Below are 18,239 nucleotides of genomic sequence, written 5' to 3'. Positions count from 1 at the left end.
CTACTCAGCGGTCAGCGCCTGGGTGGGTGAGTGGAGCAGGTCCAAGGACTTGCCGCCACCCAGGTACATGTGCACACCGCAGGGCAGGCAGGGATCGAAACTGCGGACGGTGCGCATGATGTCGATGCCCTTGAAGTGCTCCCGATCGTTCTCCTCGAAGATCGGCTGTCCCTGCACCGCGTCCTCGTACGGTCCCGGAGTTCCGAAACTGTCGCGCGGGCTGGCGTTCCAGGGTGTGGGCGGATACGGATGGTAGTTGGCGATCTTGCCGTCCCGGATCACCATGTGGTGCGACAGCACACCGCGCACGGCCTCGGTGAAACCGCAGCCGATGCTCTCGTCCGGCACCTCGAAATGCTCCCAGGTCTTGGTCCGCCCGGCCCGGATCTCTTCGAGCGCCTTCTCCGCGAAGTGCAGCGCGCACGCCGCGGCGTAGGCCTGGAAGTAGGTGCGGGCGCGGTTGCGCTCGATGGTATTGCTGCCGAAAGCCGGTATCGTCCACTCCAATTCGACCGGACCCTTCAGCGCCGTCTTGGGCAGATTGATCTGCACGCTGTGGCCGGTGGACTTCACATAGCCGATGTCGACCAGCCCCGCCAGGGCGGTGGACCACAGTCGCGCCAGCGGTCCGCCGCCGGTGTCGAGCGCGAGATGATCCTTGCCGTCGAACCAGCGTGGCGACATCACCCAGCTGTACTTGTCCTCCAGGTCGCGCTTCTGCGGGCTGGGATTGGTGTGCTGATTCCAGGGGTGGCGGCGGTCCACCGGATTGCCCAGCGGATCGTTCTTGACGAACATCTCCTGGTCGGTCCAGTCCTCGTAATACGAACTGCCCAAGAGGATTCGGAGACCGAGATTGATGTCCAGCAGTGAGTGGGTGATCAGTTTCCCGTCCACCACGACGCCGGGGGTCACGAACATCGCGTTGCCCCAGTTCTCCATGTCCTTGTAGGCGAAGTTGCACACCTCCGGATCCTGGAACGAGCCCCAGCAGCCCAGCAGCGTGCGCCGCAGGCCGACCCGGTTGTATCCCGGCAGCGCCGCGTAGAAGAAGTCGAACAGGTCGTCGTGCATGGGGACGACCTTCTTCATGAACTCGACGTAGCGCATGAGCCGGGTCATGTAGTCGGTCATCAACTGGATGGTGGCGACCGTGCCGACCCCGCCGGGGTACAGCGTCGACGGGTGCACGTGCCGACCCTCCATGAGGCAGAACATCTCTCGGGTGTAGCGGCTGACCTGCAGCGCCTCGCGATAGAACTCGCCGGTGAAGGGGTTGAGCGCCCGCATGATGTCGGCGACGGTGCGGTAGCCGTGCGCCTGCGCGTGCGGCGCCTCGGTCTTCTCGGCCAGGGCCAGCACGCCCGGGTTGGTCTCGGAGACCATCTTCTCGCAGAAGTCCACGCCGACCAGGTTCTCCTGGAAGATGTTGTGGTCGAACATGTACTCGGCGGCCTCACCCAGATTGACGATCCACTCGCCCAGATTCGGCGGCTTCACCCCGTAGGCCATGTTCTGGCAGTAGCACGAACAGGTGGCGTGGTTGTCGCCGCAGATGCCGCAGATGCGGCTGGTGATGAAGTGCGCGTCACGCGGATCCTTGCCGCGCATGAAGATCGAGTAACCGCGAAAGATCGAGGAGGTGCTGTGGCACTCGACCACCTCCCGATTCTCGAAATCGATCTTGGTGTAGATGCCCAGACTTCCGACGATGCGGGTGATCGGATCCCAGGCCATCTCGACGAGGGCATCCGGTTGGATCGTGCGGTGCGAGGGCTCGGGAATGATCTCGGTCATCGGATTGCCTTCCCTACCAGGTCCGGACCGCGCCGGAATCCAGTTTGTCTCCCTTGTGCCGCCAGCTCGGCTCCTTGTCCACGGTGCGGCCGGTGATGTGCCGCAGACTGCGAATCACCGAGCCGTACAAACCCGACGCGGTGGAGGAGAATTTGCCGCCCGGCGGCGGGTCCATGAAGGGCATGAACTTGTCCGGGAATCCGGGCATGGTGCAACCGATACAGATACCACCGACATTCGGGCAACCGCCGACGCCGTTTATCCAACCGCGTTTGGGCACATTGCATTTCACGACCGGGCCCCAGCACCCCAATTTCACGATGCATTTCGGCGAGCCGTATTCGGTGGCGAAATCCCCTTGCTCGTAATAGCCCGCGCGATCGCACCCCTCGTGCACCGTCGCACCGAAAAGCCATTTGGGGCGCAATGCCTCGTCGAGCGGGATCATCGGGGCCTGGCCGGTGGCCATGTAGAGCAGGTAGGTCAGGGTCTCGGAGAGATTGTCGGGCTGGATCGGGCAACCCGGCACGCACACGATGGGGATGCCGGCCTTGCTCTTCCACTCCCAGCCCAGGTAGTCGGGGACACCCATGGCGCCGGTCGGATTGCCGGCCATGGCGTGGATGCCGCCGTAGGTCGCGCAGGTGCCGGCCGCGACCACCGCGGTCGCCTTCGGGGCCAGCCGATCGACCCATTCGCTGGTGGTCATGGGCTGGTTGGTCTCGGGATTGTTGCCGAACCCGCACCAGTAGCCCTCGACGTGCAAACGCTCATTCGGGATCGACCCCTCGACGACCAGGACGAAGGGTTCGAGCTCGCCACGATCGGCCTTGAAGAACCACTCGAGGAAGTCGTCGGCTCCCCCGGTCGGGCCACATTCGTAATCGATGAGTGGCCAATGTACGGCGATCTTGGGCAGGCCAGGCAGGGATCCGAGAGCTATCTCCTCGACACTGGGCTGGGTGGCGGCAGTCAGGGCCACCGAGTCGCCATCACAACTGAGTCCCGCGTTGATCCAGAGAACGTGGATCAGCGTCTGCTCCGCATTGACTGCTTCTTTAGTCGGCATGAAAAGTGCCACCCTTCGAAGCGAAATGCCAGGGGTCGGGCGTCGCCGTTTTCTCGAAAACGACCGGCCGGTATGTGAGCCTGATCACGTAAGTTTAGGCGCGGCCCGAGACCGCCTCAAGGGTCGCTAAGCCGGCACGCGCTGTGCGGACAGCCACTGGTACCACTGCGCCAGACCAGCCCCGGTGGTCGCCGAGATCTCCAGGATTCGGACTCCGGGATTCACCGATCGCGCAAGCTCGCCGAAGCGGTCCGGGTCGAAGTCGACGTAGGGCAACAGGTCGATCTTGTTGATCAGCACCAGGGTCGCCACCGAGAACATATGCGGATACTTCAGCGGCTTGTCGGTGCCCTCGGTCACCGAGATCACCACGACCTTGCCGCTCTCGCCCAGGTCGAACAGCGCCGGGCACACCAGGTTTCCGACGTTCTCGATGAACAGCAGGCTGCCGGACTCCGGCGCGAGCATATCGAGGGCGCGCCGGGTCATGGCCGCGTCCAGATGACAGCCGGCACCGGTATTGATCTGTGCCACCTTGCATCCCGTGGCCATGATCCGCTCGGCGTCGAGTAGGGTCTCCTGATCCCCCTCGATGACCGCAATGGGTGCTCCACCGAGTTCACGAATGGTGCGCACCAGCAGCGTGGTCTTTCCCGCGCCCGGAGAGCTCGTCATATTGAGCGCGAGAATGTCGCGTTCGGCGAGCCAGGCGCGGTTCTCCTGTGCCAGCCGGTCGTTCTTGGCCAGGACCTGCTGTTCCAGCGTCACGGTCTCGGTGATCGGCAGGTGCACGTGGTCACCGCCGTGTTTGTGGCCGGCATGGTCACGCCCCGGGTGTCCATGGTCGTGATGGGCGTGGTCGTCATGGACGTGGCCGTGATGGTCATGGTCTTCGCCCGGGTCGTGCGGGTGGGGGACCGTGATCAGTCCGCCCGTCTCGCCACCGCATCCGCAGGTAGCACACATGGGTCGCTCACCTCCATGGATCGAATTCGCAGCTCCCGCCCGGCGGTCACCTCGACATCCGCACTGCCGCAACGGCACAGCAGCACAGGGTCGGGCAGGACGAAGTCCCGGCCGCAGGCCCGGCACCGGGCCATGCCGGGAATGAGATGGATGTCCAGACGTGCGCCGGCCGCCACGGTTCCCTCGGCGGCCAGATCGAAGCAGAATCGCAGAGCGTCGGGGACGACGGCACAGAGTGCGCCGATCTCGAGCGTCACGCTATGGACGGTGCGGCCGGCCGCGTGTTCGCCGACGGCATCGATAACACTCTGGGTAATCGCCATCTCGTGCACAACGACTCGTCTCGTCGAGAAGAACCCCTACCGAGAAGGACCCCTCTCAAGCTACTCCCGAGCCGTTCCCCGCACACCACCTCACCCCTGCCGGTCATTCCCCGGCGCCAGGTGGCCGCGCGGTGGTCCACTTTTCCTCGAGGCCACCGTAGTGCCAGGTCAGCAGGGCAATGGCCCAGGTGAGGACGAACAGGCCGGCCACGAGGAAACCGACCACGTTGAGGTCGAGTCCGCCGACCCAATCCCAGATTCCGCCGGTCCAGCCCAATTGGCCGGCGAGCAGGCCGAGCAGCTCGATGGTGCCGATGATCAGGGCGACCGCGACGGACAGCGCCGTGACGGTGATGTTGTAGTAGACCCTGCGCACCGGTTTGGCGAAGGCCCACCCGTAGGCGAAGTTCATGAAGCCGCCGTCGATGGTGTCGAGCAGGCTCATGCCGGCGGCGAACAGAATCGGCAGACACAGAATCGCGTACCACGGCAGGCCCACCGCCGCGCTGGTGCCGGCCAATACCAGCAGCGCGACCTCGGTGGCGGTGTCGAAACCGAGACCGAACAGCAGCCCGATCGGATACATCTGCCAGGGCTTGATCACCGACCTCGTCACCGGCCCGAGCAGCCGATTCACCAGGCCGCGCTGGGCCAGCTGCCGCTCCAGCTCGGCCTCGTCGTGGCCGCCGCCGCGCATGCGCCCGAAGACCCGCAGAATACCCACCAGCACAACGAGATTCAGGATCGCGATGAGGTAGAGGAACGTCCCGGATACCGTCGTGCCGATCAGTCCGGTGTAGTGGCGCAGGGCCGAGGAGTCGTTCTCGATCGGCCCGGCGACGACCCGCACGCCCAGCGAGAGCAGCAGCGCCAGCACGAAGACGACCGTGGAATGTCCGAGAGAGAAGAAGAATCCCACCGACAGCGGACGTTGCCCGTCGTGCATGAGCTTGCGGGTGGTGTTGTCGATGGCGGCGATGTGGTCGGCGTCGAACGCGTGCCGCATACCCAGGGTGTAAGCGGTCAGGCCGACTCCGATGCCGAGAGTGCGGTCATCGACGCTGAGATGCTGCGGGGCGACGAGCGCGACCAGCGTGAACCAGCCCAGCACATGCAGGCCGACGATCACCCCGGCCATCGCCACCATGTGCAGCGATTCCTGCCGGGTCAGCGCCAGGGGCTTCGGCAACGAGCGAAAGGGCCTGCGCTGCTGCGTTGTTGATGCCACGATCCGCCAATCGACGCACACCGAACCCTCTGACGGTAAACCCGTGCTCGCCGGTGCTGCAACCGATTGTTCGCGTACCGCGGGATGTGGCCCGGAAACCGCCAGGGGTCATTGCTCGGGTACTCGCTCGTGGGCGGTCAACAGCAGATGGTCGAAGTGGGTGCGAACCGGCTTCGCCGCGTCCGTCAGAGCTTGCAGGTCCTCCATCAATTGCGCGGCCAGGGCACGCAGCTTGGTGTTGGTCTCCTGCGATCGCCAGGCGAGCACCCGGAACGCCGCCTCGGCGCTGACACCGTAGACCAGCATGATCGCGCCCTTGGCCTGCTCGATCACCGCACGCGCGGCATACAGCTCGGGCAGGCTGTCGTCGAGAGCCTCCTGACGGTGCTCAGCGAGCGCATCGGTCACGTCGATGTAGAAGCCGGCCGATCCGACAACCCGATCCTGGCCGTCGACCATCTGATCACCCACCACGATCACGTCGTGCACGTTCCCGCCGGTGTCGATGATGCGGTGGCGGCTCGAGAACGGCAGCGCATCGTTCACCGAACGCGCGATCATGCTCGCGACCTGGGCACGATCCTCGGGATGCTTGTGCGAGAGCAGCAGATCAGTGGTCGGCGACACCGTGCCCGGCCGGTAGCCGTGCATCACCGCCACCTCATCGGACCACTCCCACCGCTGGTCACCGAAAAAGAAGCGAAAGCTACCGACGCTCTGTGGGCGACCCGCGCCCATTACCCGTTCGAGGATATGCGCGTCGTCCGGATGAGCCTCACCGCCTTGTGTCACAGCCGAATTATGCGTTGCCGCACCGGCACGGGGAGCAATTCGGCGCGGCCGACACCACAGCGAGACGCCGACCGGTCATCCTGGACTGCCGCCGGAATTTTCCGCAGCCCACGCCGCTATCTGCGCGCGCGAGGTGAATCCCAATTTGGCCAGGATGTGTTCGACGTGCCCCTGTGCGGTGCGTTGCGAGATCACCAGACGTGACGCGATCGCTCTGTTCGTCAGACCTTCCGCGACGAGGTCGGCGACCTGCCGTTCACGTTTCGTCAACTGCTGCGGCGAACTCTCCGGCGCCGGGGACGGTTCGCCGAGCGCGAGCCGTACCGCCGTGTCGAGACTCATCGCGGAACCTTCCTGGCGGGCCCGGTCGAAGGCTCGTACGCCGAGCGCTCGGCGGCTGTTCCGCATGCACTCGGCACGGTACTCGAGCAGATCACGGACCATGAGCGTATCGGTGCCGGCAAGGCCGCCCAACTTGTCCGCCGCGCCCATCAGGACCGCCGCACGGCGAGGTTCGTTCCGATCGGCCGCAATCCAGGCCAGCGTCTCCAGACAACCCGCGGCGACGAGCGGATCGGAAGTCAGCGCGGACAGCCGAACGCCTTCCTCCAGCAGTCGCTTGGCGCGTTCGACGTCACCGCGGCGCCAGACGGCGAAGCCCGCCGCGAACAACGCCCATGAGCGATAGATCGTTTCGCCGCAGGCTGCTGTCATGGCGAGCGTCTTCTCGTGGCAGGCGACGGCCCGGGCAGCATCACCGCCCAGGGCGTAGGCCCAGCCGAGAGAGAGTTGAGCGTCCAACTGCATGCCAAGCTCACCACACGCCTCGTAACCGCGGACCACATCGGTCAGCAGGGCAACCGCGTCGGACTCACCGACATTGCCGCGGGCGAGCGCCTGATTTGCCTCGGCGTGGTTGACCAAGGCTCCGACCAGCGGTTCCACCGTCTGCTCGGCGAGTACGCGCAGCTCCGTGAAACGGTCGTTCGCGGTCTGCAGGTCACCGTTCAAACCCGCGATCGTGCCGGCGGCGAAGAGTGCCCTGGCACGATCCGCGGTCCGGCCGTCGAGCGAATGGCCGAGCACGCGCTCGTACCAGCGACGACCCTCATGGAGCCGGCCGCGCGAGCCCCAGAACAGGTACAGGTTCGTGATCATTCCGAGCCCGCCTTCGTCGGACTCGGACAGGCTGAACTCCAATGCCTCTCGAAGATTCGGCAGTTCCCGCTCGAGCCGGGCAACCCAATCCAGTTGATGCGGGCCGATGAAATTGGCGTCCGCCTCGCGTACCAGTCGTTCACACCAGTCCCGATGCCGCCGGTGCAGGTCCGGGAACCGACCGGACTCCTCGGCCTTCTCCCGGCCGAATTCCTGCACCGTCTCGAGCATCCGGAAGCGCACCGCCCCATCGGCTTCCTGCCGGACCAGGATCGATTTGTCCACCAGCGCGGACAAGGTATCGAGCACCTGGGAGTCGGTCATGTCATCGGCGCACACCTGCTCGACGGCGTCGAGTTCGAAGCCGCCGGTGAACACCGACAGGCAAGCCCACAGCCGCTTCTCATCGGGTATACACAGGTCATAGCTCCAATTGACGCAGTACCACAGCGTCTGCTGCCGCTTCGGCGTTCCCCGGCCACCCCGGGTCAACAGGGCGTATCGGTCCGTCAGCCGGGTCTGGATCTGCTCGACCGACATCGTGCGCAGGCGCGCCGCGGCCAGCTCGATCGCCAACGGCAATCCGTCCAGCCTGGTGCAGATCTGGGCAATGGCACGCTGATTCGCTTCGGTCATCTCGAATCCCGGCACCGCCGCGGCGGCGCGTTCGACGAACAGCGCCACCGCGTGGGAGTGCGCCAGCGCCCGCTCACTGGTCGACTCGGGAATCCCGAGCGGCTGCACCGGATACACGGTTTCCCCGCCGATCCCCAGCGCCTCCCGGCTGGTGGCCAGGATTCGCACATTCGGGCACGCCCGCAGCAGCGCCTCCGACAGCTTCGCGGCCGCGTCGACCACGTGCTCACAGTTGTCCAGCACCAGCAGCAAGTCATACGGTTCCAGCGCCTCCACCAGCGTGTCGAGCACGGATATGACGCCCTGGCTTCGTATTCCGAAGACAGCGGCCGCCGCATCGGGCAGCAGAGCGTCATCGCGCAGCTCCGCCAACTCGACCAGCCACGCCCCGTTCGCGAACTTCTGCCGGACCTTGTGAGCGACTCGCTGTGCGAGCCTTGACTTTCCGACCCCGCCGATCCCGGTCAGGGTCACCAGGCGCGACCCGGGCAGCAGATTGCCGATCTCGGACAACTGGGTCCGCCGATCGACGAAGCTGGTCAGCTCGAGCGGCAGATTTCCCGTCCCCTCGTGCAATCCGTCGCTGCGGATACGCGGAACTCCTTGCGGCCCTGACGGTTCCGGACTCACCATCGATTCGGATTCGGAGCCCGGTTCGTCGCGAACCGCCATCTCGTCGACCGCGAAACCGTGCTCTCGCTGTACTCGGCGCAGTTGCTCGCCCAATTGCGCTGCGGTAGGCCGGTCGTGCGGGTCGCGTGACATCGCCGCCTCGATCACTGCGCGTACGTCCCAGGGGATACCAATTTCACAGCGGTCGGGATTCGAGGGGGCGGAGATCCGCACGAACTGGGTCGCCGCCGGCTCACCGCGGCGGCGTTCGAACCCGACGTGGCCGCCGGTGAGAGCACCGAGCAATGTGGCTCCCAGCCCGTAGACGTCCGAACCACGGCTGGGTGCCTGTCCACCGAGCACCTCGGGCGCGGTGAGGGCCGGCGAGCTGGTGATGATGTCGGCATCCGCCTCGAACTCGTCGGAGACGTGGGCGAGACCGAAGTCGGTCAACGCCGGCTCGTCGTAATCGGTGAGCAGAATGTTCGCCGGCCTGATATCGCGGTGCAGAACTCCCGCTCGATGGGCGGATTCCAGCGCCCCCGCGATCCGCACTCCGATATGAAGCGCCTCCGCGAGAGACAGCGGACCGGCGTCCCGGATGCGTTCAGCCAGCGAGCCCCGGGGAAAGTACGACATGACCAGATAGGGCCGACCGCTGCCCGTTTGCCCGACCTCGAACATGCTGACGATATTCGGATGCCCGGTCAGGCGACCCATCGCCCGCTGCTCGCGAAAGAACCGCTCCCGGTCCTCCTCCAGTTCACCGGTCAGGACCTTCACCGCCACGGTGCGGTCAGCGGCAACCTGCGTACACCTGTAGACAGCCCCGAGACCGCCCCGCCCGATCTCGTGGGCATCATCGAACCCGGCAGCGCTCAACTCCGTGACGACGTCGGGACCGGCATCACGCTGCGTTTCGAATGGAACATTTTCAGCCATCGGTAACTCGTAAATCGCCAGCAGCGGACACCAGCCAGAATATCCCTGCGCGAGTGGTCGGACCATCACGAAAAATGCTCGCGACCGGCCGTGACCGCGCTCTGCGGCCCCGCCGATCGAGGCAAGAGCCGGAAAAGGGTGGGTACCGGAAATAGGTATATCTCCGGGAGATCGGCCGTCGTGCCGAAGCAGACCCGCAACCGATGCTGTCTTCACTGCCGACGCGCCGATTCACCCGAAACGCCGCCAGGGCTCGCTTTCGCCCCGCAGGTCGCAACGAAGCGACATGTGCTCGGCAACGAAATTCCTGAGGAGGAACTCAATGGCCACCGGACGCCGTCCCCGGACCGCCCGCCGTCTCGCCGTTTATGCCCTGGCAGCCGCATCATTGTCGATCGCAGCAACCGCCGAGGCCTCGGCACTCGTCCCCGAATCGCCGGCACGGACCACTCCAGCAGCCATGAGCACTACCGGCACAAAGGTCTTGGCGGACTCCGCCGTCAGTTCCAATCTCGATGGTTGGATTCGTCAGGCACTGGATATTATGGCCGCACAAGGCATTCCGGGCAGCTATGACGCGATCCACCGCAACATCATGCGCGAATCCGGCGGAGACCCCGGGGCAATCAACCTCTACGACTCCAACGCAGCCAACGGCACCCCGTCCAAAGGCCTGCTCCAGGTCATCGACCCCACCTTCCAGGCCTACCATGTCGCCGGAACCTCCTGGGACATCTACGATCCCGTAGCCAACATCACCGCCGCCTGCAACTACGCCGCCGCACGCTACGGCTCCATGGACAACGTCAACTCCGCATACTGATCATCGATAACCCGGCCCTCGATGCAAGGGCGCGATCCTCGACTTCGGCCCGGCAATCTCGCAGCGTCGCGAGGTCGTCGGGCCGAGAATCAACCAGCCACGCCGTGGCGTCACGCTCACAGGTGCGGAACAGGTCGGCTCGGTTGCCGTCGGCGGTGACTACGCTGCCGATCTGGCGGTATTGCTGTGTGGGTCAGTGCTTTTCGGGCTGGTGGCCTCGACCTCGATGATGTCTCGACTCCTCGAGCTTCCCCGAGTACCAAATCCCATGGCCGGCCGGCACGGTCAAGGAAGCTGTCGTTCGGCATCCTCTGCGATCCAGGCCGCGATTTGCGCGCGGGAGGTGAATCCGAGTTTGGTGAGGATGTGCTCGACGTGGCCCTGGGCGGTGCGTTGGGAGATCACCAGTTTGGCGGCGATCTGCTTGTTGGTGAGGCCCTGCGCGATGAGGTCAGCGACCTGGTTCTCACGCTTGGTGAGCGCCGCGGCGGGACCCGATGCGGGCACGGTGTCGGCGGGTTTCTCGCCGAGTGCATAAGCTACGGCGTCGTCCATCCCCATCGCGCTGCCCTTGCGGAATGCCGCGTCGAATCTGCGGGCGCCGAGAGCGGATCGCGTTGTCCGGACGCACTCGTCGTGATTGTCCACCATTGGCAAGATGGGCGCAGGGTTACCGAAGGACCGCCGTCCTTCTTCTGCGGCTCCCATCAGTACGGCCGCACACTCGGCGTCACGGTTGGCACCGGCGACCCAGGCCAGCACCTCGAGACTCAACGCGGCAACGAACGGACTGCGCATTCGCCGGTTGACTCGCAGTGCGTCCTCGAACAATTCGGTTGCCCGGGACCGTTCACCTTGCCGCCAGGCGGCAACGCCCAGCCCCCACAACGCTAGCGACCGGAAGTACGATTCACCGCCCTCCTCGGTAATGGAGATCAACTGCCGGTAACACCGGATCGCAACGTCTGTATCACCGGCCAGTGCGTGCACCCCACCGAGTCGGGCCAAAGCAGCAGCGTAAAGGGATCCTTGCCGATTCGAGTTGAGCATCCTGACAGCGCGTTCCAAGCAGGAGACCGCCAGAGCAAGCTCACCGCGATAGAGCGCCACGATACCGTCGGCGTAGGCGATCAGTGCCTGGGTCATCGGGGTGGGAACCTGTTCGGCGAGCACGCGTCCCTCCTCGGCAAGGGCGGCAGCCGCCGGCACGTCGCCCTGCACCGCTGCCATGATGCAGCCGGCGTGAAGGGCTTTGACACGGTCGGGTACGGATTGCCGGGCCGGGTGGTGCAGGAGCCGGTCGATCCAACGGCGACCTTCGCTGTACAGACCTCGGAAAGTCCAGAACACGAACAGGGCGGCGGCGGTCTGTAGTCCGGCTTCGGCCGCCTGCTCGGTGTTTTCGGCCAGGCTGTATTCGAGCGCGTCGCGCAGGTTGGGTTGTTCGCGTTCGAGCCTGGCTGACCAGTAGGGCTGCCGGTCGCTGATCCACCCGGCCTCCGCGGCGAGCGCCAACTGGTGGCACCAGTCGCGGTGCCGACGCCGTAATCGCTGATCCTCGCCGGACTCGCGCAGCTTCTCTCGGCCGTAATCGCGGACTGTCTCCAGCATCCGGAACCGCACCACACCACTCGACTCCTCGCGGATCACGATCGACTTGTCCACCAGCGAGGACAGCACATCGTGCAGATCCTCGGGACCAAGATCGGCGCCGCACTGTTCGGCCGCATCGAGTTCGAAGCCTCCGGCGAATATCGACAGCCTGGCCCACAACTGCTGCTCGGCCGGGGTGCACAATTCGTAGCTCCAGTCGACACACCATCGCAGGGCCTGCTGCCGGGTGGGCGCGGTCCGGGTGGCGCGTGTCAGCAGCGCGTATCGATCGTCGAGACGGTGCAGGATCTGCTCGGGCGACATGGCGCGCATCCGCGCCGCGGCCAGCTCGATCGCCAACGGCAAACCGTCCAACCGGGCGCAGATCCGAGCCACGGCCGCCTTGTTGTCGTCGGACAGTTCCAGACCCGGCACCACCGCGCTCGCCCGGTCGGCGAACAAAGTCACGGCATCGGAGCGCCGCAGTTCCCGCGGCGACGGCTCCCGATCCGGGTCCGGAACCGTCAGCGGCGCCACCCGCAGCACCGCCTCGCCGGCGATATCGAGCGGCTCGCGGGTGGTGACCAGAATCCGCAGGTCCGGACAGGTCCGTAACCATGTCCCGACCAGTTCCGCCACCGCCGCCACCAACTGCTCACAGTTGTCCAACACCAGCAGCGACTTCCGCGTCGACAGGAACTCGATCAACACCTCGGACAACGGCCGCGTCGGATCGTCGCGCAACCCCAGGACGGCCGCCACCGCATTGACCAGCAGGGATGGGTCGTGGACATCGGCCAGCTCGACCAGCCACACCCCGTCGGCGAACTCCCGGCGCGTGGCCGCCGCCGCCCGCAACGCCAGCCGGGTCTTGCCGACACCGCCGATCCCGGTCAACGTCACCAGCCGGGCCGCCGACAGCAGATTCTTCAACTCCGCCAGCTCGGTGCGGCGGTCCACGAAACTGGTCAACTCCAGCGGCCAAGTACCGCCTCCGTGTGGAGCCGTGGTCACGGGCGGACGCCACCCTGTTGGCTCAGCCGGCTTGCGGTCCTGGCGCTCTCGGGCCGGTTCGGGGTCCAACGCCATCTCGTCGACGGCGAACCCGTGGTGGCGTTGCGCCTGCCGGATCGCCTCACCCAAAGCCGCTGCCGACGGCCGCTCGCGCGGATCGCGGCTCATCGCCGCCGCGACCACCGCGGACACGTCGTCAGGGATGCCGCTCTCACGCAGGTCCGGCACCGGCTGGGTGGTGATCCGCAGGAACTGGGTCACTACGTTCTCCCCGCTGCGACGTTCGAACGCCGCATGCCCGGTCAGCGCGCAGAACAGGGTGGCGCCCAGCCCATAGACATCCGCGGCCGGCGTAGGGTCCTGGCCCTCGAGCACCTCCGGGGCCGTGAAGGCCGGCGACCCGGTCAGAGTTCCCGCGGCCGTCTGGAAGCCCCCGGCGATCCGCGCGATACCGAAATCCGTTAGTGCGGGCTCGCCGTACTCGGTCAGCAGCACATTGCCCGGCTTCACATCCCGATGCACGATGCCGAGGCGATGCGCGCTCTCCAGCGCCCCGGCCATCTTCACCCCGATCCACAACACGGTCTCGACCGGCAGCGGACCCCGCCCGCGGATCCGTGTATCCAGGGAGCCGACCGGGTGATACGGCATCACCAGATAGGGTCGTCCGCTCGCGGTGACACCCGCCTGCAGCATCGTCACGATGTTCGGATGCCCGGTCAGCCGGCCCATCGCGCGCTGCTCCCGGAAGAACCGCGCCCGGTTCTCCGCGTCCAGCTCGGCAGTGAGGACCTTCACCGCCACCGTCCGATCCAACTCGATCTGTGTGCAGCGATAGACCACACCGAAACCGCCCCGCCCGATCTCCTCGGCATCCTCGAACCCGGCTGCGGCCAATTCGTCCGTGACCGGCTCGAACACGTCACGAACTGTCAGGAACCGATCGTCCTCGCTCATCAGCGGCCCACCATCCACCGGTGTCCCGGCACCGAGCAACACCCGCCAGATCTTCGTCAACGCACAGCGTATCCCCGCCGGACCTCGGAAACAGAGCTATCGGGAAGGCGCTCCAGAGTTGGAAAACGCGATTCGAAGAGCCGAATACAGGGACGCCGGCCGACCCGCTCCCGCAGCCGGTGACGGGTCTCCGCCGCTACGTGCGGACCCCACACGCGGATTGAGCAAGAAGCAGAAATAGGTATGTCTCGGGTAGATCGGCCGTCGTGCCGATACACGCCCGCAACCAATGCTGTCTTCACTGCCGACGCGCCGATTCACCCGAAACGCCGCCAGGGCTCGCTTTCGCCCCGCAGGTCGCAACGAAGCGACATGTGCTCGGCAACGAAATTCCTGAGGAGGAACTCAATGGCCACCGGACGCCGTCCCCGGACCGCCCGCCGTCTCGCCGTTTATGCCCTGGCAGCCGCATCATTGTCGATCGCAGCAACCGCCGAGGCCTCGGCACTCGTCCCCGAATCGCCGGCACGGACCACTCCAGCAGCCATGAGCACTACCGGCACAAAGGTCTTGGCGGACTCCGCCGTCAGTTCCAATCTCGATGGTTGGATTCGTCAGGCACTGGATATTATGGCCGCACAAGGCATTCCGGGCAGCTATGACGCGATCCACCGCAACATCATGCGCGAATCCGGCGGAGACCCCGGGGCAATCAACCTCTACGACTCCAACGCAGCCAACGGCACCCCGTCCAAAGGCCTGCTCCAGGTCATCGACCCCACCTTCCAGGCCTACCATGTCGCCGGAACCTCCTGGGACATCTACGATCCCGTAGCCAACATCACCGCCGCCTGCAACTACGCCGCCGCACGCTACGGCTCCATGGACAACGTCAACTCCGCATACTGACTCTCGGAAGCCCGCCCCGCCGACGCACACCCGCATGAATTATCTTCGCGTGCGGGTTCGGGCTCGGCGGGACCGCGCTGGCTGGTTTCACGAGGTATTCATGCCGACTACGAGACTTCGCCGCACGCGGAGGGCGAACTGGGCGGGCCTCATCGACTTCGAGGTTTTCCCGGTCATCACCTCGGACGACGTGCGCTCCCGCCTCGAATCGGGCTGAGCCGCACCATAATCCGCGCGGTTCCCGGACGCCGTCGGTGCCGGTGCAGCCTCGAGATGGCGGCACCGGCACCGGGTGGTCAGCGCGCGCTGGGCGGGAGCGTCGTGTGTTCGACGCGGCTGGCGGCGATCCGCTCCGCCGCGAGCCGGGCGGCCCGTGCGTCGTCGCCGGTCAGCCGGCCGAGAATACGGCTCAACGGCCTGACTTCACCGAATCCACCCCAGTGTCCCTCGGGAATCTCGGTGGGGAACACCCAGATTCGGCCGGGATCACGCGGCCACGCGCCGTCCTCCGCGTCGAGTATCGCGTCGGTGACCTCTGCGATGACGCCGGCTCGCTTGGCGGTGTCCAGTTGTCCTTCGGGGACCGACGGGACCACTTTGTACCGCGGCATGTCGGCGAGTGCGCCGCCGACGTAGACCGCTGCCGGGCGGTGCAGGAACACCCACGAGACCGAGCGTGTGACCGGATCGGTGGGGTCGAATCCCTCATGGCGGATGAGGATTTCGGTGATCCGATTCATCAGCGCCGCTTCCCGCTCGGCTGTGAAGGTGCCCTCAGGAATGTAGACATCGAGCATCGGCATGCCGACGACCTCCTAGATTTAGTTTCTAAACTCAGATGAAACGAACGCTAGGGCCGCTGAGTGGAGATTGTCAACCTAGCCCGATAGGCTGGCCACATGGACCCGGATCGCCGCATCGACACCGCCAACTGCTCGGTGGGACGCGCCCTATCGGTCGTCGGGGAACGCTGGTCGTTGCTGATCGTTCGAGAGGCCATCGATGGCGCGACTCGCTTCAGCGACTTCCGTGACCGCCTGGGTATCGCCAGCAACCTGCTCGCCGCCCGGCTCGACAGCCTCGTCGAAGCCGGTGTGCTGCAACGCATCCCATACCAGGAGCCGGGCTCCCGGCAGCGCTACGAGTACCGCCTCACCGAGCGCGGCCTCGACCTGCGGCCGACCCTGGTGGCGTTGCTGGAGTGGGGCGACAAATATCTGAGCGGTCCGGAGGGGCCGTCGGTCGTGATCCGCCATCACACCCCCGGCACCGACCACGACTGCGGAGCCCCGGTCCGGCTCGCCCTGGAATGCGCCGCGGGCCATGCCCATCTACCCCCATCGGCCATCCATCGCACCCCCGGCCCGGGCGCCCGATTCGTGCAATCGTGATCAGCTATCGGCGCCGCCGTGATCGGTCCAGGCAATAGCGCGCAGCGGAAACGAGCCCATCCCGCGCACCGGCGCCGGCAGCGCGACCAGCCTGGCACCGATGTCGGGGACCACGTCCAGGTTTGTCATCTGCTCGATGATCGGGATTCCCGCCCCGAGCAATGCGTGGTGACACGGACGCGTGGGCAGGGAAATATCGTCGATGTCGAGCGAGTCGATTCCCACCACCGCCACGTTCGCAGCGACCAGCGCCTCCGCGACCTCACCGATCAGGAACGGATGCCCGGGGCCCCGGTACGACGGCGACCCCCACCGAGCCGACCATCCGGTGTGCACGAGCACCGCCTTGCCCCAAAGCCGTGCCGGGTCACCGAGCACATCCGGTCCCACCGCGCGCATGCCCGCCGCGCGGATCATCACGATCGGTACATTGAGCAGCCGCTCCAGCGGCAACTCGGCGATATCGGCGCCGTCGGCATGGAAATGAAAGGGCGCGTCGATATAGGTGCCGGTGTTGCCGACCATATTCACCCGCGCGATGTCATAGGCCATGTCGATCAGTGGCGACTGCTGACGCGAAACATCTGTGGTGACCCGCGGTCCCGTCAATCCCGGGTAGGTGAGCATGCCGTCCGAGATCGGATGGGACAACTCCACGGTTGTCCTGCTCATGCCAGGAACCGTACCTCCCGGATCTCTGGCCTGGACCCCCGATAGCCCCGAACACCTCGGTGACGGGTACACGATCGTCATACCCGCCAGAACATCTCGCTATCGACTCCGAACGGGTGTCAGGTCGGACTCGCTGCTCGCTGGGTGATGTCATGGGGTCGACGCGCCTTCGATATTCGACACGGATTCGGCCTCGATGACCCGCACCGTGCAGCGCCTCGAACGGGCCGGATTCGTACGTCGCCGCCAAGATCCGACCGACGGCCGAGCCACCCTGGTCGAGTCGACACCGGCCGGAATGGCCTTGCGCAGCCGGATCGAGCAACTGTGGACGGACCTCGAAACCGACACGGTCGGCGACATGAGCACGAGCCAGCGACGCCAGCTGCTCCCGCCTTGGCAAAACTCGAGACGAACCTGTCCTCAACCACATCCGTCCGCGACACCATCGGCTGAATCGACGCCGGGAGGTCTCGCAGTTCTGGCGAATCTTGTTGGGGTGGTAGCGGATTCGCAGGGCGATCCACTGCCGCGACGCCACCGCCGACCAGCGGCGTCCGATACCCGGGCGAGCGACCGCTGTGGAGTGCTACGTTGGCCCTGCACTCCCGTCGAAACGCCGTGCGTCTACGACGCCAGGCGCTCCGTTCAGCATCGGAAATCTCTGGTCAGGAGGCATCGCGTGAGTACCTACACGGTCGGCTACATCATCGGCAGTCTGTCCAAGGAATCCATCAACCGGGTCCTGTCCAAGGCCCTGATCCGGCTGTCGCCACCCAAGTTGACGTTCACCGAGATTCCGATCAAGGATCTGCCGCTCTACAACCACGACTACGACGCCGACTACCCGCCGGAGGGCCGCGCGCTCAAGGAGGCCATCACCGCCGTCGACGCCCTGCTGTTCGTGACGCCGGAGTACAACCGCTCGATCCCGGGCGCGCTGAAGAACGCCATCGACTGGGCCAGCCGCCCGTGGGGCGACAATTCGTTCACTCTCAAGCCGTCCGCCGTCATCGGCGCCTCGCCCGGCAAGATCGGCACCGCGATCGCTCAGCTCAGCCTGCGCAGTGTCCTGGGCTACTGCAATTCCCCGCAGATGACCTCCCCGGAGGCCTATATCCAGTTCCGCCCTGATGTCTTCACCCCGGATGGGGATGTCCTCGACGACTCGACGCGGCAGTTCCTCACCCGGTTCATGGCGGATTTCTCCGCTTTCATCGACCGCGTCCACGGCGTGGTCCCCCAACTCGGCTGACCGATTCGCGCGGCCGGTGGCGCGTGCGTGCCGTGTCGTGGTTTCCCTGCCGCCGAGACCGGCCCGCCCGGCTCGACGAGGACGAGGGGAGGAAGGCGTACT

At 65.8% G+C, this 18,239-nt stretch carries 14 protein-coding genes and 1 pseudogene; 5 read left to right on the top strand and 10 right to left on the bottom strand.

The window, feature by feature from the left end; translation table 11 throughout:
* From AB0L60_RS25780 to AB0L60_RS25750, 7 genes are all read right to left on the bottom strand, one after another.
* Entirely contained in the window at positions 1–1,797 is a 1,797-nt protein-coding gene (locus tag AB0L60_RS25780) for a nickel-dependent hydrogenase large subunit (RefSeq protein WP_364618358.1), read from the bottom strand.
* Between the two features lie 13 nt (positions 1,798–1,810).
* Positions 1,811–2,866: a hydrogenase expression protein HypE gene (locus AB0L60_RS25775; protein ID WP_354844168.1), complete on the bottom strand. Its 1,056-nt coding sequence runs from the start codon at positions 2,864–2,866 to the stop codon at positions 1,811–1,813.
* Between the two features lie 126 nt (positions 2,867–2,992).
* Positions 2,993–3,832, bottom strand: a complete 840-nt coding sequence (hypB, locus tag AB0L60_RS25770; RefSeq protein ID WP_364618354.1) for a hydrogenase nickel incorporation protein HypB — start codon at positions 3,830–3,832, stop codon at positions 2,993–2,995.
* Positions 3,790–4,164 (bottom strand): hydrogenase maturation nickel metallochaperone HypA, encoded by a 375-nt coding sequence (gene hypA / locus AB0L60_RS25765; protein WP_364618352.1) that lies wholly within the window; start codon positions 4,162–4,164, stop codon positions 3,790–3,792. Before hypA ends, hypB begins: the two co-directional genes overlap by 43 nt.
* Before the next feature lie 94 nt (positions 4,165–4,258).
* Complete coding sequence (locus AB0L60_RS25760; RefSeq protein ID WP_364618654.1) at positions 4,259–5,332, bottom strand: HoxN/HupN/NixA family nickel/cobalt transporter; 1,074 nt, start codon at positions 5,330–5,332, stop codon at positions 4,259–4,261.
* A gap of 159 nt (positions 5,333–5,491) precedes the next feature.
* Positions 5,492–6,121, bottom strand: coding sequence for a PAS and ANTAR domain-containing protein (locus AB0L60_RS25755; protein WP_364618651.1), 630 nt, complete (start codon positions 6,119–6,121; stop codon positions 5,492–5,494).
* Between the two features lie 129 nt (positions 6,122–6,250).
* Positions 6,251–9,523, bottom strand: a complete 3,273-nt coding sequence (locus AB0L60_RS25750; RefSeq protein ID WP_364618350.1) for a protein kinase — start codon at positions 9,521–9,523, stop codon at positions 6,251–6,253.
* 322 nt (positions 9,524–9,845) lie between these two features.
* On the opposite strand from AB0L60_RS25750, the gene AB0L60_RS25745 reads away from it, so the two are divergent.
* Positions 9,846–10,346, top strand: a complete 501-nt coding sequence (locus tag AB0L60_RS25745) for a transglycosylase SLT domain-containing protein (RefSeq protein WP_364618344.1) — start codon at positions 9,846–9,848, stop codon at positions 10,344–10,346.
* Positions 10,347–10,631: 285 nt separating this feature from the next.
* Here AB0L60_RS25745 and AB0L60_RS25740 read toward each other — a convergent pair whose 3' ends face one another.
* Complete coding sequence (locus AB0L60_RS25740) at positions 10,632–13,910, bottom strand: protein kinase (protein WP_364618346.1); 3,279 nt, start codon at positions 13,908–13,910, stop codon at positions 10,632–10,634.
* Positions 13,911–14,318: 408 nt separating this feature from the next.
* Here AB0L60_RS25740 and AB0L60_RS25735 point away from each other — a divergent pair, with 408 nt between their 5' ends.
* Complete coding sequence (locus AB0L60_RS25735) at positions 14,319–14,819, top strand: transglycosylase SLT domain-containing protein (protein WP_364618344.1); 501 nt, start codon at positions 14,319–14,321, stop codon at positions 14,817–14,819.
* A gap of 296 nt (positions 14,820–15,115) precedes the next feature.
* On the opposite strand, the gene AB0L60_RS25730 is transcribed toward AB0L60_RS25735, so the two are convergent.
* Positions 15,116–15,622, bottom strand: coding sequence for a hypothetical protein (locus AB0L60_RS25730; RefSeq protein ID WP_364618342.1), 507 nt, complete (start codon positions 15,620–15,622; stop codon positions 15,116–15,118).
* 96 nt (positions 15,623–15,718) lie between these two features.
* Between AB0L60_RS25730 and AB0L60_RS25725 the strand changes: the two genes are divergently transcribed.
* Positions 15,719–16,210: a helix-turn-helix domain-containing protein gene (locus tag AB0L60_RS25725; protein ID WP_364618340.1), complete on the top strand. Its 492-nt coding sequence runs from the start codon at positions 15,719–15,721 to the stop codon at positions 16,208–16,210.
* Here the strand turns inward: AB0L60_RS25725 and AB0L60_RS25720 are convergent, their stop codons facing one another.
* Positions 16,211–16,882, bottom strand: a complete 672-nt coding sequence (locus AB0L60_RS25720; RefSeq protein WP_364618337.1) for a cyclase family protein — start codon at positions 16,880–16,882, stop codon at positions 16,211–16,213. It lies immediately after the preceding gene.
* A gap of 172 nt (positions 16,883–17,054) precedes the next feature.
* On the opposite strand from AB0L60_RS25720, the pseudogene AB0L60_RS25715 reads away from it, so the two are divergent.
* Together AB0L60_RS25715 and AB0L60_RS25710 are read left to right on the top strand one after the other, a co-directional pair.
* Positions 17,055–17,141, top strand: a pseudogene (locus AB0L60_RS25715) (MarR family transcriptional regulator); the annotation flags it as partial.
* Between the two features lie 423 nt (positions 17,142–17,564).
* Positions 17,565–18,137: an NADPH-dependent FMN reductase gene (locus AB0L60_RS25710; protein WP_364618335.1), complete on the top strand. Its 573-nt coding sequence runs from the start codon at positions 17,565–17,567 to the stop codon at positions 18,135–18,137.
* Positions 18,138–18,239 lie beyond the last annotated feature (102 nt).

Origin of the sequence: Nocardia sp. NPDC051981 (genome assembly GCF_040680715.1) — a bacterium.
Classification (GTDB): Bacteria; Actinomycetota; Actinomycetes; order Mycobacteriales; family Mycobacteriaceae; genus Nocardia.
This window is presented reverse-complemented; position numbering and strand designations above follow the sequence as displayed.

Excerpts from the sequence above, each read along its gene's own strand:
- AB0L60_RS25780 (WP_364618358.1), bottom strand. The coding sequence starts at position 1,797 with ATGACCGAGATCATTCCCGAGCCCTCGCACCGCACGATCCAACCGGAT.
- AB0L60_RS25775 (WP_354844168.1), bottom strand. The coding sequence starts at position 2,866 with ATGCCGACTAAAGAAGCAGTCAATGCGGAGCAGACGCTGATCCACGTT.
- hypB (WP_364618354.1), bottom strand. The coding sequence starts at position 3,832 with ATGTGTGCTACCTGCGGATGCGGTGGCGAGACGGGCGGACTGATCACG.
- AB0L60_RS25755 (WP_364618651.1), bottom strand. The coding sequence starts at position 6,121 with ATGGGCGCGGGTCGCCCACAGAGCGTCGGTAGCTTTCGCTTCTTTTTC.
- AB0L60_RS25750 (WP_364618350.1), bottom strand. The coding sequence starts at position 9,523 with ATGGCTGAAAATGTTCCATTCGAAACGCAGCGTGATGCCGGTCCCGAC.
- AB0L60_RS25745 (WP_364618344.1), top strand. The coding sequence starts at position 9,846 with ATGGCCACCGGACGCCGTCCCCGGACCGCCCGCCGTCTCGCCGTTTAT.
- AB0L60_RS25740 (WP_364618346.1), bottom strand. The coding sequence starts at position 13,910 with ATGAGCGAGGACGATCGGTTCCTGACAGTTCGTGACGTGTTCGAGCCG.
- AB0L60_RS25735 (WP_364618344.1), top strand. The coding sequence starts at position 14,319 with ATGGCCACCGGACGCCGTCCCCGGACCGCCCGCCGTCTCGCCGTTTAT.
- AB0L60_RS25730 (WP_364618342.1), bottom strand. The coding sequence starts at position 15,622 with ATGCCGATGCTCGATGTCTACATTCCTGAGGGCACCTTCACAGCCGAG.
- AB0L60_RS25725 (WP_364618340.1), top strand. The coding sequence starts at position 15,719 with ATGGACCCGGATCGCCGCATCGACACCGCCAACTGCTCGGTGGGACGC.
- AB0L60_RS25720 (WP_364618337.1), bottom strand. The coding sequence starts at position 16,882 with ATGAGCAGGACAACCGTGGAGTTGTCCCATCCGATCTCGGACGGCATG.